16 protein-coding genes and 1 pseudogene are annotated in these 16,013 nt (G+C 46.1%); 13 read left to right on the top strand and 4 right to left on the bottom strand.

The genetic code is table 11. The features are described 5' to 3' along the window. Window positions 1-71 precede the first annotated feature (71 nt). The 9 genes from QFZ48_RS02560 (at window position 72) to QFZ48_RS02520 (ending at window position 7,893) form a co-directional block, all read left to right on the top strand. Window positions 72-884, top strand: a complete 813-nt coding sequence (locus QFZ48_RS02560; protein ID WP_429045990.1) for a carbon-nitrogen hydrolase family protein — start codon at window positions 72-74, stop codon at window positions 882-884. Between the two features lie 237 nt (window positions 885-1,121). Continuing rightward, window positions 1,122-1,637: a DUF4402 domain-containing protein gene (locus tag QFZ48_RS02555; protein WP_429045992.1), complete on the top strand. Its 516-nt coding sequence runs from the start codon at window positions 1,122-1,124 to the stop codon at window positions 1,635-1,637. Window positions 1,638-1,823: 186 nt separating this feature from the next. After that, complete coding sequence (locus QFZ48_RS02550; protein ID WP_429061006.1) at window positions 1,824-2,282, top strand: hypothetical protein; 459 nt, start codon at window positions 1,824-1,826, stop codon at window positions 2,280-2,282. Further along, entirely contained in the window at window positions 2,275-2,607 is a 333-nt protein-coding gene (locus QFZ48_RS02545) for a hypothetical protein (RefSeq protein ID WP_429061004.1), read from the top strand. Before QFZ48_RS02550 ends, QFZ48_RS02545 begins: the two co-directional genes overlap by 8 nt. Before the next feature lie 32 nt (window positions 2,608-2,639). Beyond that, a complete protein-coding gene (locus QFZ48_RS02540; protein ID WP_429061003.1) occupies window positions 2,640-3,773 on the top strand; it encodes a hypothetical protein in 1,134 nt (377 codons plus the stop codon). A gap of 26 nt (window positions 3,774-3,799) precedes the next feature. Next, window positions 3,800-6,175 (top strand): hypothetical protein, encoded by a 2,376-nt coding sequence (locus QFZ48_RS02535; protein WP_429061001.1) that lies wholly within the window; start codon window positions 3,800-3,802, stop codon window positions 6,173-6,175. 43 nt (window positions 6,176-6,218) lie between these two features. Beyond that, a complete protein-coding gene (locus QFZ48_RS02530) occupies window positions 6,219-7,010 on the top strand; it encodes a helix-turn-helix domain-containing protein (protein WP_429046008.1) in 792 nt (263 codons plus the stop codon). A gap of 102 nt (window positions 7,011-7,112) precedes the next feature. Then, window positions 7,113-7,670 carry a dihydrofolate reductase family protein gene (locus tag QFZ48_RS02525; protein WP_429046009.1) on the top strand — a complete coding sequence of 186 codons (558 nt, stop codon included), beginning with the start codon at window positions 7,113-7,115 and terminating at the stop codon, window positions 7,668-7,670. Between the two features lie 49 nt (window positions 7,671-7,719). Beyond that, window positions 7,720-7,893 carry a hypothetical protein gene (locus tag QFZ48_RS02520; protein WP_429061000.1) on the top strand — a complete coding sequence of 58 codons (174 nt, stop codon included), beginning with the start codon at window positions 7,720-7,722 and terminating at the stop codon, window positions 7,891-7,893. Between the two features lie 28 nt (window positions 7,894-7,921). On the opposite strand, the pseudogene QFZ48_RS02515 reads toward QFZ48_RS02520, so the two are convergent. From QFZ48_RS02515 to QFZ48_RS02500, 4 genes and pseudogenes are all read right to left on the bottom strand, one after another. Beyond that, window positions 7,922-8,125 (bottom strand): annotated as a pseudogene (locus QFZ48_RS02515) (RloB family protein); the annotation flags it as partial. 85 nt (window positions 8,126-8,210) lie between these two features. After that, entirely contained in the window at window positions 8,211-9,506 is a 1,296-nt protein-coding gene (locus QFZ48_RS02510) for an AAA family ATPase (protein WP_429060998.1), read from the bottom strand. A gap of 151 nt (window positions 9,507-9,657) precedes the next feature. Next, entirely contained in the window at window positions 9,658-10,068 is a 411-nt protein-coding gene (locus QFZ48_RS02505; protein WP_429060996.1) for a RagB/SusD family nutrient uptake outer membrane protein, read from the bottom strand. A 5-nt stretch (window positions 10,069-10,073) separates the two neighbouring features. Beyond that, window positions 10,074-10,355: a hypothetical protein gene (locus QFZ48_RS02500; protein ID WP_429060994.1), complete on the bottom strand. Its 282-nt coding sequence runs from the start codon at window positions 10,353-10,355 to the stop codon at window positions 10,074-10,076. On the opposite strand from QFZ48_RS02500, the gene QFZ48_RS02495 reads away from it, so the two are divergent. The 4 genes from QFZ48_RS02495 (at window position 10,356) to QFZ48_RS02480 (ending at window position 15,985) form a co-directional block, all read left to right on the top strand. Further along, window positions 10,356-11,903 carry a S41 family peptidase gene (locus tag QFZ48_RS02495; protein WP_429060992.1) on the top strand — a complete coding sequence of 516 codons (1,548 nt, stop codon included), beginning with the start codon at window positions 10,356-10,358 and terminating at the stop codon, window positions 11,901-11,903. A gap of 128 nt (window positions 11,904-12,031) precedes the next feature. Then, window positions 12,032-14,644, top strand: coding sequence for a DUF7133 domain-containing protein (locus QFZ48_RS02490; protein ID WP_429060990.1), 2,613 nt, complete (start codon window positions 12,032-12,034; stop codon window positions 14,642-14,644). Between the two features lie 247 nt (window positions 14,645-14,891). Then, a complete protein-coding gene (locus QFZ48_RS02485; RefSeq protein WP_429060989.1) occupies window positions 14,892-15,428 on the top strand; it encodes a hypothetical protein in 537 nt (178 codons plus the stop codon). Then, window positions 15,422-15,985 (top strand): hypothetical protein, encoded by a 564-nt coding sequence (locus QFZ48_RS02480; RefSeq protein WP_429046030.1) that lies wholly within the window; start codon window positions 15,422-15,424, stop codon window positions 15,983-15,985. Before QFZ48_RS02485 ends, QFZ48_RS02480 begins: the two co-directional genes overlap by 7 nt. The last annotated feature ends 28 nt before the right edge of the window (window positions 15,986-16,013 follow it).

The raw sequence follows: 16,013 nt of genomic DNA, 5'->3' as shown, positions 1-16,013 counted from the left end.
GGTACCGGTCATTTAAAGTCAGCCTCTTCTTTAATAATTCTGAATAACTTTGTTGTCATAATCTGCATCTTATGAAAATAGCACTGGCAGCTCCACCACCTCCAACATCTATCAGCGATGGTTTGTTATGGGCTGAAAAACTGATAGGAGAGGCAGCAAAACAACACGCGGAAATTATCTGTTTCCCGGAGTCCTATATTCCCGGTTATCCGGGTATGGGTTTTCCGGAAGAAGAACGTTCTCCCCGGAACCTGCAGGAGGCGCTGGAAAAAGTGGGTAAACTCGCCGCTGAAAATTCCATCGCCGTTATTATGCCCATGGACTGGCATCAGGGAGATGCATTGCTGAATGTGGCCTTTGTGATTGCAGCCACCGGTGAAGTATTGGGATACCAAACTAAAAACCAGTTAGATCCCACAGAAGATAATATCTGGATACCCGGTACCGCACGCAGCATCTTTGAAGTGAATGGTGTGAAGTTTGGTATCACGATCTGTCATGAGGGATTCCGCTATCCCGAATCCGTCCGGTGGGCAGCGCGGCACGATGCTAAAATAGTATTTCACCCGCATTGCACCGGCAGCAATACTACCGGTGAACTACTCACCGAATGGGGCCATATCAATAACCCCTACTACGAGAAAGCCATGATGATGCGCGCATTGGAAAATACCATCTACTTCGCCAGCGCTAATTATGCATTTACATATCCCGATTCAGCCAGCTCCATCATTGGCCCCGATGGTACCTGCATAGCACATGGGGAATATGGTAAACCGGGCGTAATAGTAGCTGCAATCGATCCGGCGCTGGCTACAGGTTTGCTGGCGAAGAGATACAGATCGGCGTTATATGAAAATCGTAATAAGGAAGCCGCTGAATGACGGACTGAGCAAACCACATGAAAAATTAATACGTAAATATTGGATAAAGAATCAGCTCGGAGTAAACGGTTCTAGATATTTTGTGTTATCTTCAGTAGAAATTGTCGTGATTATAATGACTGGATTATGAAAGCCTTAGCCCTGTTTGACATCTGTGATCGGTACGTTAGTCATTTTACTGTTCTGTATCCTAAAACAATCTTCAAATACATTCCCTCATCATTAAAACAGCCGAGAATGAAAAGAACTAGTCTTATTTCCGCCGTTACGCTCGTATTTGCAGCCCTTACAACCAACGCATTCGCGCAGGAAACCGCTTCCGCTACTGCTACCGCTACTATTGTGACACCCATCAGCATTGTGAAAGATGTGGATATGAATTTTGGTAACGTTGCAGTACAGTCAACCACTGGAGGAACGGTTGTGCTTACTCCCGCAGGCGTTCGCAGCGCTACGGGCGGTGTTACACTGCCCACCACTGCTACAGGAACGATTACAGCCGCTTCCTTTACTGTAACAGGTACCGGCAGTTATTCCTACAGCATTACATTGCCGTCTACTGCGCTTACTATCACCAGCGGATCCAATACGATGACGGTTACAAATTTCACCAGCGACCCTTCAGGAGTTGGTACACTTACTGCCGGTACGCAAACACTTAATGTGGGCGCTACCCTGAATGTAAGTGCCGCACAGGCTGCCGGAACATATGTTTCAGCTACCCCCTTTGATGTAACTGTTAATTACAACTGATCAAACGGTTATAACACATAACCGCCCACGCTTTACAACAACCTTAATCATATCCTGTGTAGCTGCGAAGCGCGCAGCTACACGCTTATTCCAAAGCATGAACCCATGAATGTATCGGTACCACCGAATAATTCCGTCGTTAGATATCCTTACTATTTTGTAATCATATGTATGATATGTTTTTGCATGGCAATACAGGAAACATGCGCACAGGGCAACCTGCTCGTAACCCCTGTACGGGTCGTTTTTGAAGGCACGAAACGTGCAGAAGAACTGAATCTTGCGAACTCAGGAAAAGATACCGCCAGGTATCTTATTTCATTTGTTGAAATCAGGATGAATAAGAACGGCACCTTTCAACAGATCAACGAACCTGATTCAGGGCAACAGTTCGCCAGTAAATACCTGCGCTTCTTTCCCCGGAGCGTGGTACTAGGCCCCAATGAAGCACAGGCAATAAAACTGCAGTTAACCGGGGCCAGTCAGCTGGAACCCGGTGAATACCGTTCGCATCTTTATTTCCGGGCGGTACCGGATGAAAAACCCATCGGTGAAGATGATCCGCCTAAAGACAGCACCGGCATCAATGTAAAGCTCACCCCCCGTTTTTGGTATCACCATCCCGGTAATTATACGGGTGGGTGAAACCGCCGCCAGCGTGCAGTTGTCAGACCTCTCTGTTGACCTCGCAAAAGACCCGGGCCTGAATGTATTATTCAACCGGCTGGGTAACTCTTCCGTGTACGGTGATCTCACAGTGGATTATGTGTCGCCACAGGGAAAAACAACACAGGTAGGAGTCGCCAGGGGGCTGGCTGTATACACACCAAACACACAGCGTTATCTTCATCTTCCACTTGAAAACAAACCCGGTATTAATTACCATACCGGCAAATTACGGGTAGCATATATCACCAAATCAAAAGCTTCAACAGAACAACTGGCCCAGGCCGAGTTGCAGTTACGGTAGCCGGGAGAAAGTCTTCATCAAATAACGCTCCTATGGAAGTGATTGTACATTGGTTCGTTCATCAGTTTTACATCAGGATAATCAGGGCTCTTCTTTCCGGCGTCCCCCGTATACCCATGTCCGCCTGCGGCAGAGGCCTGCTGATACTGTTACTGCTCTTCCCGGTTATGTTATCGGCGCAAACAAGATGGAAAGGAACATTCAGCAGCTCCTGGTCTAACAGCGCCAACTGGACCGCTGGTGTACCCAATGCCAATGTGGACGCTATCATTGGCGATGCCGCTTTTACCGGGATATTTTACCCCGTGATCAGCTACAGCGCCAGTTGTAAATCACTTACCGTAGGCGCAGGCACTAATGCGGTATTAACCATTTCCCAAAGCCTCACCGTGGCGGGCGACCTGGTAATTGGTTCCGGCAGCACTATTTCCCAACGCGGCGTTACCCTTACTTTAAAAGGTAACTGGACCAACTCAGGCACTTACAGCACTTCGAGTACCAATGCCAAAGTAACCTTTGCAGGAACCACCCAGTCTATAGGCGGCGCCTCGGTTACCACTTTCAGGAAACTCACCATCGGCGTGGGTAGTACCACTACGCAAAATGTGAACATGACCGTCTCCGGTACCTTTGCGGTGAACGGCACATTCGTTCCGGCAGATGTGGCCACTCCCGTGCTTATTTCCGGGGCCGCCACCACCTCTGTAGCCGCCGGTGGCATCTTACACGTAAAAGCGGCAGCTATCGGAGGGAACTATGGCCTCACAGGTACAGTAACCCTTGCCGCCGGCAGTATTGTAGATTATAGCGGTACCCTGGTAAATCAAACCGTCCGGAACACCCTTACCTATTCCACCCTCCGCATCAGCGGCACTGGTATAAAAACACTGGGCGGAAATTTAAACGCGCTGAATGCAACTACGGCAACAGCCGGGATAATAGAAGTGCTCGCCGGCACACTCGACCTGTCCACCTTTACCGCCAACAGGGGCACTACAGTGGCCGGTGGCGGTTTAACCGTAGTCAACAATGCTATCCTGAAGATCGGTGGTGTGAACACCTTCCCGGTTAACTATGCTACCGTTTCACTTGGCCTTACCAGTACCGTGGAATACAATGGTATGATTCTGCCTACTTATCTATCACCGATATTTTTAATTTTCTGAAGATAAGAAACACGGCCTCACCCCATATGGATTCTATATATGGTTTCTTTATCAATGAAAACGCCCCGTTCCTGGTAGATAAAAAAAACAATGTGATTCACTACCAGGATAAAATCGTGCCGTTGAATAAAGATGATATGGTGAGCACAGAAACCGCGCTTTACCTGAAAACCGGCATGTTTGCAAGCGTGTTCGGACTACAGTGTAAATTTAGTTTCCGCTCGCTCTCTGTTAAACTGGAAACCAGGCAGGAGCTGCCTGCTATCAGGGAAATGCGGCAGGAAATGATGCGCCGGAATATCAGCCGGCTAAAAGGAGAACTGAAAGCAGATACCATCATCGGCCCCCGCAGGCAGATGTTCAGTATCGGGATGGCCGATTGGTCGGTGGTAGCTACACAACGCCCTGAAGGCGGCGCCGGTAATACCTGGTTAAACCTTGCTATGGGGGGCGTTGTTCTGGGCGGTGAAACCAGCGTATCACTTAATTACAATAACTACGCAGAACAGCAACTTCCTTATAGCCACGACAGCGCCCTGATCAAGCCGTTTGATCAACGGCAGCAATACTACCGGTGGCGCTATGTGAATAATGATCACAGCGCCCTTCGGCAGATCATTGCAGGTAAAATATTCACACCATCCACGGCATCTATCTTTGATCCGGTGGTAGGCGTGCAGTTTACAAATACCCCCACTTCCTACAGGCGCTCTTATGGTTCCTATACCCTGAGCGATTTTACGGATCCCGGATGGACCGTGGAGTTATATGTGAACAATGCCCTGGTAGATTATACAACTGCAGATGCAGCCGGCTTCTTTACTTTCCAGGTACCGCTTGTATATGGTAACTCTGTGGTGCGGCTCCGCTTTTATGGCCCCTGGGGAGAGGAACGGTCGAGAGAAGAAAATATCAGCATCCCTTTCAACTTCCTGCCATTGCATGAATTTGAATATACTGCCAGCGCCGGTATGGTGGAAGATGGACACCGGAGTATCTTTTCAAGGGTGCAAATGAACTATGGCCTCAGCCGGAATGTAACAGTGGGCGGAGGCATGGAGTACCTGTCGTCCATACCCACTGGAAAGGCCATGCCTTTTGTGATGGCTTCTGCCCGTGTGGCGTCCAATCTTCTGCTGGCGGGCGATTATACCTACGGAGTACGGGGACGCGGTATACTCACGTATCGAATGCCCTCCAACTTACAGTTCGAACTGTTTTATACGAGGTATAAGAAAGGTCAGCAGGCCATTATTTATAATTTTGTGGAAGAAAGAAAGCTGATTATTTCAAAGCCCTTCCTGGCAAAAAAATTCTCTTTCTTCAACCGCGTCACACTCAACCAGATCATCTTACCGGAAACAAAATATACGACCGCTGAATGGCTGGTGTCCGGGGCAGTTTTCCGTGTAGGCGTTAACGTGAATACCTATGCCATCTTTATAAAACCTGAACCGCCGTTTGTATATACCAACCTCGCGCTCACCTACCGGTTGCCGGGAGAAATTTTAATTACTCCCCAGGTACAATATGAATACAACAGCAACAGCCTGATGGCGGTAAGATGCGAGCTGGGTAAATATCTTTTCAGACATGGTTACATGAACGTATCCTATGAACGTAACTATAAAAGTAATATCACAAATGTGGGCATCGGTTTGCGTTATGATTTCGCTTTCTCACAAATCGGGTTTTCTGCCTGGAAAGGAACTAACATGACTACCCTGGTGGAATCTGCACGCGGCAGCCTGGTATACGATGATAAAACCAAATTCGCAGGATTCAGCAACCGCACCAGCGTGGGAACAGGAGGCGTAGTACTGCTGCCCTTCCTGGATCTCAACGCCAATGACCGCCGCGATCCCGGTGAGCCCAAAGCCTACGGCCTGAAAACAAATTGTAACGGCGGCCGGATTCTCCAGAATCAACACGACACCACCATCCGCATCGTTAATATGGAGCCCTACGAATACTATTTTATCGAACTGGGAAAGAACAGTTTTGAGAATGTTGCCTGGCAGATAAAGAAACCCGCTATCAGTGTAGCAATAGATCCCAACCAGATGAAACTGGTGGAAGTGCCGGTGGTGATTATGGGCGAAGTATCCGGTAAAGTGATCCTGGAAGAACAAAATGTAACAAAGGGAATAGGCCGCCTGTCCATCGGTTTTTACAGAAATGATTCCACATTGGTGGCCCGTACCCAAACGGAAGCAGATGGCTATTTCAATTATATGGGATTGCCGCCCGGAACCTATACGGTAAGAATAGACCCGCTGCAGTTGCAAAAACTCGGCATGACCGCCACTCCTGCGAAGCTGCCGCTTACCATCAGGCTGCGCATGGAAGGAGACGTGGTAGACGGACTGGAATTCAGGCTCCGGAGAGAAAAGGTCGAATAACATCAATTGTTTTTTCCTAAATTAGCCTATATCTTTCCCGGGAATGAAAGTACAAACACTTACGCCTCCTCCTGCTATAGCTGATTATGTAAGCAACATCGTGGTGCTTGAAAATAACAGTATGTTCTATGAAGCGGTTCTTCCCCTCATCGCCAACGGGTATCCCAGTATTACTTTTCAGTTAACAGACCCGGCAAGGATGCTGAGCACCACAAAAAAAAGTCATCACCTGGTATTGTACGGTCAGAATACCCGCCCCATCCGGCTTCACACGGCAGGTGAAATAACCGTGATTGCCTATTTCCTGTATCCCTTTATGTTGCCCTCCCTTTTTGGATACAATGCCAAAGAACTCACAGATCAGGGTATAGACCTGAGCTATGATGATCCCGCCAGGGAAATGAGCCTGAAAGAACAGCTGCTCAATACGCCCTCTTTAAACGGCCGCCTGGAACTGATGAATAATTATGTACTCACATTGGTGCGGTCAAAAAAGATCCGGGTAAATGAAACCATTTCTTTTGCCACCCGCCTTATTCAGAAAAATAAGGGTACCCTGTTAATGAACGATCTTCAGAAAGAAGTATATACCACAGAACGCACACTGCAACGGTTGTTTGAACAACATATTGGTCTTACGCCGAAAATGTACAGCAGGATCTGCCAGTTCAACGCCGCCTTCCGGCAGCTCAGTCAGAATAATTTTTCAGACATGATCGACGTGGCACTGGAAAACGGCTATGCAGATCAAAGTCACCTGATCCGCGCGTTTAAAGACTTTACCCATTACTCTCCCCTGGAGTATGTAAAACAGGCGAACAACTTCCCCGGTTAATCCATCCTTTTCATTTTGTCGGGTTTCTTCTATCATAAGGAGGAAAGGTGCTGTTATTTTGTACCTGTAAACAATCATCTCAAAAAACAAAAACAAAATAACATGAGAAAGTTAGTCATTTCCGAATGGATCACACTCGACGGTATCTTCGATGCAGAAACAATGGGAGAATGGTTTATGCCCTACGACAGCCCCGCCCGGCAGGAGCTGATCAGCGAAGGTATTCACGCCTGCGATGCCATCCTCTTTGGCCGTAAAACATATGAAATGCTGGCGCCTTATTGGTCGCAGATGAAGAACAACGAAATGGGCATCTCCGCAAAACTAAACAGTGTAGCCAAATACGTAGTATCTGAAACGCTGGAAACAGCCGCGTGGGAAAATACCACGATCATAAAAAACAATGTCATAGAAGAAATTACCCGGCTGAAACAACAACCCGGAAAGGAAATCCAGGTAGAAGGAAGCGCCATCCTGGTAGACGCGCTTATCAAAGCCGATCTGATTGATGAATACAAATTCTTTGTACATCCCGTCATCATGGGAAGTGGGAAACGTTTCTTTAAAGATGGAAAACTTCCCGGTGGCCTGCATCTTTCTGATACAAAAATACTGGATGGCGGGGTAGTAGTGCTTACTTATCAGCGGGAGAAGAAGTAACGGTTTGTGGGGAAAAAAAATTAATTTTAATTAATTTAAAATAATCCCCATGCATCAGTTTAAGGAACAAATAGAACGGATCAGCACCAAATTAAAAGCAGCAAAACAAAAAGATAAACAGCTGAAAGTATTCGGCGCCAGCTACCATAAATACACCATCCATCCACCGCTGGAGGAAGCTCAACAGGTTTTGTGTTCTGACATCGTTGAACAGCATTATTGAAATCATTTGCAGAAAAGCTGTCCCTGTCAAAAACAACCCAAAGTTTATCAATAGGTCTGTTATACTCCTGCTCATACCACTTTTTTAGGCGCAGTGCTTCATCAACGAGCGACTGGGTATTTCTGCCAGTACCTTCAATATCTATTTGACACCAGGTTAGTACACCTTTAGGCAAATCCTCTTTAAGGCCCTGAAAATAATTAGGTTCAGTTTTTTCACCTTCGCAAACTATCAGGTAATATCTGCGTTTATTTCTTACATTAATTTTGCGCTTTTGTTCCTCTCTTTTGAAACGCTTTAAATGTTCATTTGGAATCTTATTTTTCTTGCCATTCCGTAATTACATTTGAAAGGTTGCCAATAAACGGAATAGCACCATACCGGCCCTCTATATAATCCTTCTCAAAGGAGCGGTCTTTACGAATGGTTTTTCCTTCTTCTTTATATTCCACGAGTGAATACATTTCAGAAGCTCCGTATTTATTTTTTTCTACAAAATAAATCTGATCTCTACGGTAGTTACCATAATTCAGCAGATTGGTATCATGTGTAGCAAATATCAGCTGTGCGTTGTTCTTGTTAAATTCGGCGGAGTTAAAAAGTCTGGTAATTGCCAGCGTTAATAAAGGGTGCAAGCTGGCATCTAACTCGTCCACTACAAGTGTTCCACCATCATTTAGTACATCAAAGATGGGGCCTGAGATATTGAACAGTTTATTGCTACCAGAAGACTCCTGGCTACGCATATCAAATTCAACATTGCCGACCACCTTATTTTTTGCATTGTATTTTTTGTGAACGGTTTTAATATCTATTCTGTAAGACTCTTCAAGATCGGTAATTAATTGTTTCAGAAGGTTTTCAGGCAGGTCATTGGGCAGTTCTCTCGGATCAAAAGGGGCTTTGGAAATGGTAATGTCATCAAATCCCAGGTCAACTTTTTTATAGAAATCAAGTAAAAGATGCTGGGTGTGTTTGTTTTCAAGCAAATCAAATGTTACGCCTTTATATCGCTCATGACTTAATCCGGAAATGGTGATAAAATCATGAAACCAACGCATTATTTGCTTGGCAATCTTGCCATTAAACTGATCTACCACTGATAGGAATAGTGCATTGTCCCTTGTTCTTTCTTCCAGATCTCTCCCTTCCGGGAAAACCCTTGGCATTACTTCAATACCATCTTTTTCCCTGATAAACAAAGGCCTTTCGGCTTGTTTCGGGGCATCAAAAAGCCATTCAGATAATACACTGCGGTTATCCACCTCAAAGCCATAACGATATTTACTTTCGCCAATAAGAAATACAACTTCAAAAGAGGAGGGAGCATTTTCTGTTTCAGTGTTTAACAGGAAAGGCGTAATATCCAACTCATTTGTAGAAGATTGTTCAAATGATTGTAATACAAGTCGCCTCATAGTAGACATGGCTTTTACAAAATTACTTTTGCCACTGGCATTAGCACCATAGATAACAGCCCCTTTAAGCAAGTTATGGCGTCCGGAGGTGAAAATATTTGACGCAACATGTTCCTTAATAGCTGTAGCTGAAAGGCTTAATGTAGTCTTTTCTTTAAAGGAAAGATAATTAGTAACGGAAAACTCTAATAACATAGAATTGTCTATTTATGAGAAATTATCTCAAATATAGTAAAATGAATTCATTGTATAGTATAAAAATGAGAAAAATTCGAATTTTGACTATAATTACTATAAGAAAGGCGCTCAGTTAGTAGAGCCTGGTAGAAAGGTCGGTCTAATCAAATTACCACTTCGGATTCTGCTTCATCGCCGGATTCCCATTAATCTCCACCAGGGGAATCGGCCACAGGTAATCACGCTCCCGGTCAAATATCCTGTTCTCTACAATTACCGGCTGACTTGTATTAGGATTGATAGCACCCATCGCAGGCCCTTTCAGAACTTCTTCTCCTATCTTCCAGCGGCGTATGTCAAACAGGCGGGTACCTTCAAATGCCAGCTCCACTTTTCTTTCCCGGCGGTATAATTCACGCATTTTTTCAGCGGTGTTATACACCGCCGTATTTACATTTGGCATTCCTGCGCGGTTGCGGATCTTGTTGAGATACAGCAATACATCCGGGTTTTGCCAGTCGCCCGATTCTACTAAGGCTTCTACATAACTCAGTAAGATCTCTGCGTAACGGATGATCATAAAATTTAAGGTGCCGGCATATTGCGGGACACATCTTTGGCATCGAGATATTTCTTCACCCAGAAGCCGGTTTGCGTGGATTGCGCAGCCCCGATCTGATCTACCGATCCCGCCGTGAATGGGTCCAGCAAATGGTTTACAAATGTTTGCCCCGGTAAAAGAACGCTGGCTGTCAGCCTTGGATCACGGTTGTTTTTGTACAGTGGATTTTTCCAGTAATAGGCCAGGCTGTCCGCGCGAAATGGAGCAGGTTTTTGTAGATTCGTCCCTGATATCTTAAAAACCAAATGAGAAAAGTACTGTTTTTGCTACTGCTGGTGCACCAGGGATGGGCACAATCAACCAAACATCTATCCAGGGCCAACCAATCTATCGACAGCCTCTCCATCTACAACCGGCAGCTCAACCCCGGTGAAATGAAGCAGGACCTGCAGGTGTTCCTCGATATCCGTAAAAAAGCCAACTCTGGTTTGTATCGCTACCGCACCCCGAAGCAAGTCGACAGCATCTACCAATGGGCCTTCCGCCAGGTGCGTCAACCTATGTCCACTGTGGCTTTTTATAAGATCATTTTGCAGCTCACCGATTTTGAAGGAAGCTGTCATAATTATACGGAGCCGGATGCCGCCCTGGTCGGGTATTTCAACCGGCAGCGTGGCTTCTTTCCTTTTGCCCTGAAGTATATTGACGGCAATATGATCTTCAATAGCAAAACGCCCGATATTCCGGTAGGATCAAGGATAATGAGTATCAACGGCGTTGCAGACAAAGACCTGATGCAATCCTTTTACAAGTACATGACCTCCGATGGATTTATCCAGACACAAAAGCAATCAGGCAGCGTGAACAGGAGCTATGGTTTGCGTTACCTGTATGAGTATGGCATTAATGACAGCTTCGCCATCCGGTTTACAGCTCCGGGCACTACCCGGCAGCAAACCATTACAGTACCGGCGGTATCGCTGGAAGAACAAAAAGCAAACTTAATACGGCGTCATAGCGCGCCGGTCGACAGCCTGATCGATTATAACGTGCAGCCCAAATATAGTTTTAAGATGGTAAACCCTTCAACAGGTTTAGTGAGCCTGCGGATATTCTCCATGGCCAGCGACGCGGCTGATCCGGCTTTCCCGGTATATGTGGCGTTTCTCGACAGCGTATTCCAGGCGCTTAGCCACAACAGTATCCCGCACCTCATCCTGGATATCCGCGGTAATCCCGGCGGCAGTGATCCTACTTTTGAACAACCGATGATGTACCTCACGGATACAAGCTTCAAAGAGAATACATTGGCATATACCATCTTTGACAACGGAATTCCGTATGAAGAATACTTTTGGGGCGTGTCCACCGCGGAAAGATTGGATTCGGCTGGCAAAGTTGCCGGAAAAGCGTTTCTGAAAGATTATTTCCCGGCACTGCACAACGGCAGGAATATGCAAAACCCGAAGTACAACCCGGTGTACCACCCTAAGAGTCCCGGTTTCAAAGGAAAGTTATATTTACTGATTGATGAAAACGTGGCATCGGCGGCCTCCCACCTGGCTTCTCTCGTAAAAGCCTATGCCCGCAATGTGACCATTGTGGGGGTGGAAACTGTTGGTGGTTATTATGTCCACAACGGCCATGCATCCATGATATACGAACTGCCGCACTCAAAAATAAAAACGAAATTCTCTGTTGTTTATGTGGAGCAGGACGCACCTGTAAAACCGGATCAGCCGGAAGGTAGAGGGATTATTCCCGATTATACCGTGTGGCCTTCCTTCAGCGATTTTATGCAAAACCGCGATACACAGATGGAATATGTGTTGAAGCTGACAGAGGGGAAATAGCACCGCATTCAACAGCACCTGGTGCCGTTCGCCAAATAATTCCGGCCTGAAAGTTTATTTTTTCTATATTGACCTTTGCTTTTGGCAAAGCACTGAACAATACTATCTTCTTAACACAGCGAACCAAAATGACGAAAATTTCTCTCGGCCTGATCTATTCTCTTGCAGTATTTATTGGCTCAAATCAATTTATTGGAGACCCTCAAACCACTGCTCCCAATCCCCCTGAATTAACTATTACAAGATTTTCCGGTCCGGATATAACGCCCAGCCCCGCCTGCCTTGCAGTGGCGCCAACCGGCGAAGTGTTTGTAGGAGTGGATATGATCGGTTCATTAGGAAAGGACCCGGGCAAAGGCCGGATTCTTAAGCTTATTGATAAGGACAACGACGGTAAAATGGACCAGCATATTGAATTTGCAACGGTGGATAACCCGCGTGGCATCATTGTGCAGGGCAGCCGGGTTTTTGTATTGCATACCACATTTTCCAAAGAAACCGGTAAAGCGTCAGGAATGGCGCTGGTTGTTTTTGAAGATAAAGACGGTGACGGAAAAGCAGACGGACCTCCCCAGCCACTGATCGAAAACCTCAGTAATACCAAATACATCCAGGAGCGGGGAACGGATCATGCCACTAATGGTATCCGGATGGGTATTGATGGCTGGATCTATATTGCGGTAGGTGATTTTGGATTTCATGACGCAACAGACCGTTCCGGTAAGAAACTGACCATGCTTGGGGGTGGTATCGTACGGGTACGCCCCGACGGTACGGAAATGGAGATATTTACCCATGGTACACGCAATGTGTATGACGTGGCCATTGACCCCTACATGAATATTTTTACAAGAGAAAATACCAATGACGGCGGTGGATGGAATGTGCGGTTTTCCCACCATATCCAATCCGGGGAATATGGATACCCGGTATTGTTTCAGCATTTTACAGACGAAATATTACCAGCACTTGCAGACCTTGGCGGTGGCTCAGGTACAGGCGCTTTATACATGGCGGAACCAAGCTGGCCGGAGAAATACAATAACGTTCCCATGATGGCAGATTGGGGCCGGAGCATGCTGTATATTCACCGTGTAACGCCTGATGGCCCAACCTTCACCCAAAAAGAAGAGGAGTTTATAGGATTGCCTCAGATTACAGATCTGGATGTTGACGGCTCCGGCCGGCTTTACCTTTCCGCATGGGATGGCGCAGGCTATTCCGGCAGTCCGGAGAAAGGCTATGTAATCCGCGCGGTACCAAACAACTGGACTTACCAGCCATTCCCTGACGTGGCCAAAGCCTCTGTTGAAGAATTGGCGCGGTTGCTTAAATCGGCCAGCGCGGTAGCACGTTTAAATGCCTCCCAGGAATTAATCGCACGCGCCGGTAAAGACGCTATTGCTGCTGCTCTTGGAATCGCTTCAGATGTGCAGTTGCCGTTATTTGCACGTGTGGCCGGTCTTTATACATACGCACAAATTGCCGGTGCAGAAGGCATTCCCGCTTTAACAGCCTTAACAAAAGATGCCACCATGAGGGAACATGCATTGCGCGCTTTGGCCGACCGGAAAGGTCTCCTGAAAGATGTTGCCACTGAACCTTTCCTGGAAGGACTTAAAGATCCATCTCCGCGCGTACAGGCTGCTGCAATAATAGGTCTTGGACGTTTAGGTCGCATTGAAACTGCCAGCGCTTTGCTGCAAACCAAAGTGCCTGCCTCATTTGTTGCACCTGTTAAAGATATCGAAGGACCGCATGCTACGCCTAATGCAGCTATCGTACTGCCTCACCTGGCAGTTCGGGCCCTTGTAAATCTGCACGCCGTAGATGCCACCATAGCAGCCATCAACACCGAAAACGCCACGCTTGCCTTGTGGGCGCTACGATACATGCATGATCCGAAGGCAGTGGACGGCCTGATAAATGCTTACGAGCTGTCGAAAGATGCGAAACTAAAACGGCAGATCATCACCACCTTAGCACGCCTCTACAAAAAAGAAGATACCTATGATGCATCATGGTGGTGGGGAACCAGGCCCGATTCGCATAGCCCCTACTACAAAGCAGTAACCTGGGAAGCATCACCGGCTATCGAAAAATTCCTTAAAAAAGAATCGCTGAAAACAAGCCCCACCGGCAAAGCGTTTTTCAGGGATCTCGATGCGCGCAATAGGATGGATATTCCTGCTTTCGCAGCAGAGAAAAAAGTGATAGCGGCTCCGGTGAAAGAACCTAAAGTAGACCTGGAAAAGATAAAAAGTAAAAAAGGTCAGGTAGGTAAGTCATCTATCGAAGATGTGTTGCTGGCCATCAATAAATTAAAAGGAGATCCGGCCAGGGGAAAGCAATTGTTTACCATCCAGGGTTGTGTGGCCTGCCACAGTATCAATAAAGGAGAAACAATGAAAGGTCCTTTTATGGGACAGATCGGATCCATCATGAACCGGGAGCAGATCACGGAATCTATTCTCAAACCTAACGCATCTATTTCACAGGGATTTGCCACGGTGATGATCACGGCGAAAGGCAACAAGTCTTATATGGGATTTGTTACGGAAGAAACTTCCGCCAGGGTAGTCATGAGAGATATCACCGGCCAGGTATTCACCGTTAAAACGGCCGATATCCTGACCCGTAAGGAAATGAAAACATCGATGATGCCAACCGGCCTTGCCAACGCATTATCATACGAGGAACTTGCATCGCTCGTTAGTTATCTTGCGCAGCAGAAAAAATAACTGGTTAGCATAATATTGACTTTATATTAAAAGCCCGCTCATTGAGCGGGCTTTTTGTTTTAAATGAGAACGATTAACTTTTACTTAATAGCATATATGCGGTAAACTATCTATTGCCTTTTATTTTATCTTTTGACGATTTAGCGGCGCAAAACGATCGGGGTTTTCTGAAATAATTTCAGGTAGCCATTCACATATTGTGATTATGTTAGCATTTTAGTAAAAAAGGATGCTTATCTTTATTGGTATGTTACGGACACTTCTTTTTGCGGTTATTTTTATGTCAGGTATGACGGTAAATGCACAGATAGACTCCTCTTTCGGGGCTATAAATGGCATGGAACCGGCTTTCAGACACCGTCAACAGGTAGGTGATACTGCCAATATCCATAAGAAATGGTTTGTTACAAAGTATGCCGGCCTTTCTACCGGCTTCATAGGATTTAAAGGAGGTAGCAGTTCCTTCCTGTCGGTACCTTTGGCATTGCAGGTTAACCGCCAGTTAACCAATAACCTGTACGCCTTCGGCGGGGTATCGGTAACGCCTTACGTTTTCCGTTATAACAGCGTGCCTTATCGGCCTGCGGTTAACAAGAACCAGAGCTGGATACAAACGAATAACTTTGCCGCCTGGTCTGATGCCAAAATTGGGGTAATGTATATTAGCAACGACAAAACATTCTCCATTTCCGGTAGCGTTGGCGTAAGCAGAGGCAGCTACAATGGTAATTCTCCCTTTTATTCCCCCATATACTCTCCTGTGCGGGGCCATAGCCAATGGTAATTAAGTTATCGCTGGAATCGCGCGATGCCCTGACTGATAAATATTCCACTAAATATTCCACCGGTTATGATATGGAAGATTATACCGTGAGTGTGCTGGCAAATGATGGAGAAGAAATACAACATTATAGAGTGCCAAGACGTCATTTACGTGCAGAGATGCTTAGATCTCCTATGTTTTACAATGCATATAACGCCTTCGAAATGTCGTATAAACAGCCTTCTCCGCTGGAAGCATTTAACTACCTGAGTGCAGGGGGTACTAATTACCTGTTCCTGAATGATGATGCAGATAATATTGAAAGGGTACAGGCAGGAAAAGATCCCCGTAAAGTAAAATCACTGGACGATTGTGATGCGTTTTGCTATAAACTGAGTGGTAATAAGGAAATACCTGCAGTGGATTATTTTTTTGCTAAACCATCTGAGAAAAGGGATCATGACCAGGGATTGTTTAAAGCGTATGATTATAATGCAGAGAGTAAGACCTATGTAGTTGTAAAAGCGGAACAACGGGGCAGGGATTTAAACTGGAAGTTGGTTTGGATGAAGCCATAAATAATAAAGAGGTGGTCAAAAGTAATGG

It is taken from the genome of Chitinophaga sp. W2I13 (assembly GCF_050434005.1).
In the GTDB taxonomy this organism is placed as follows: domain Bacteria; phylum Bacteroidota; class Bacteroidia; order Chitinophagales; family Chitinophagaceae; genus Chitinophaga.
The sequence above is the reverse complement of the archived record's forward strand: the minus strand, read 5'-3'. Positions and strand labels throughout refer to the sequence as shown.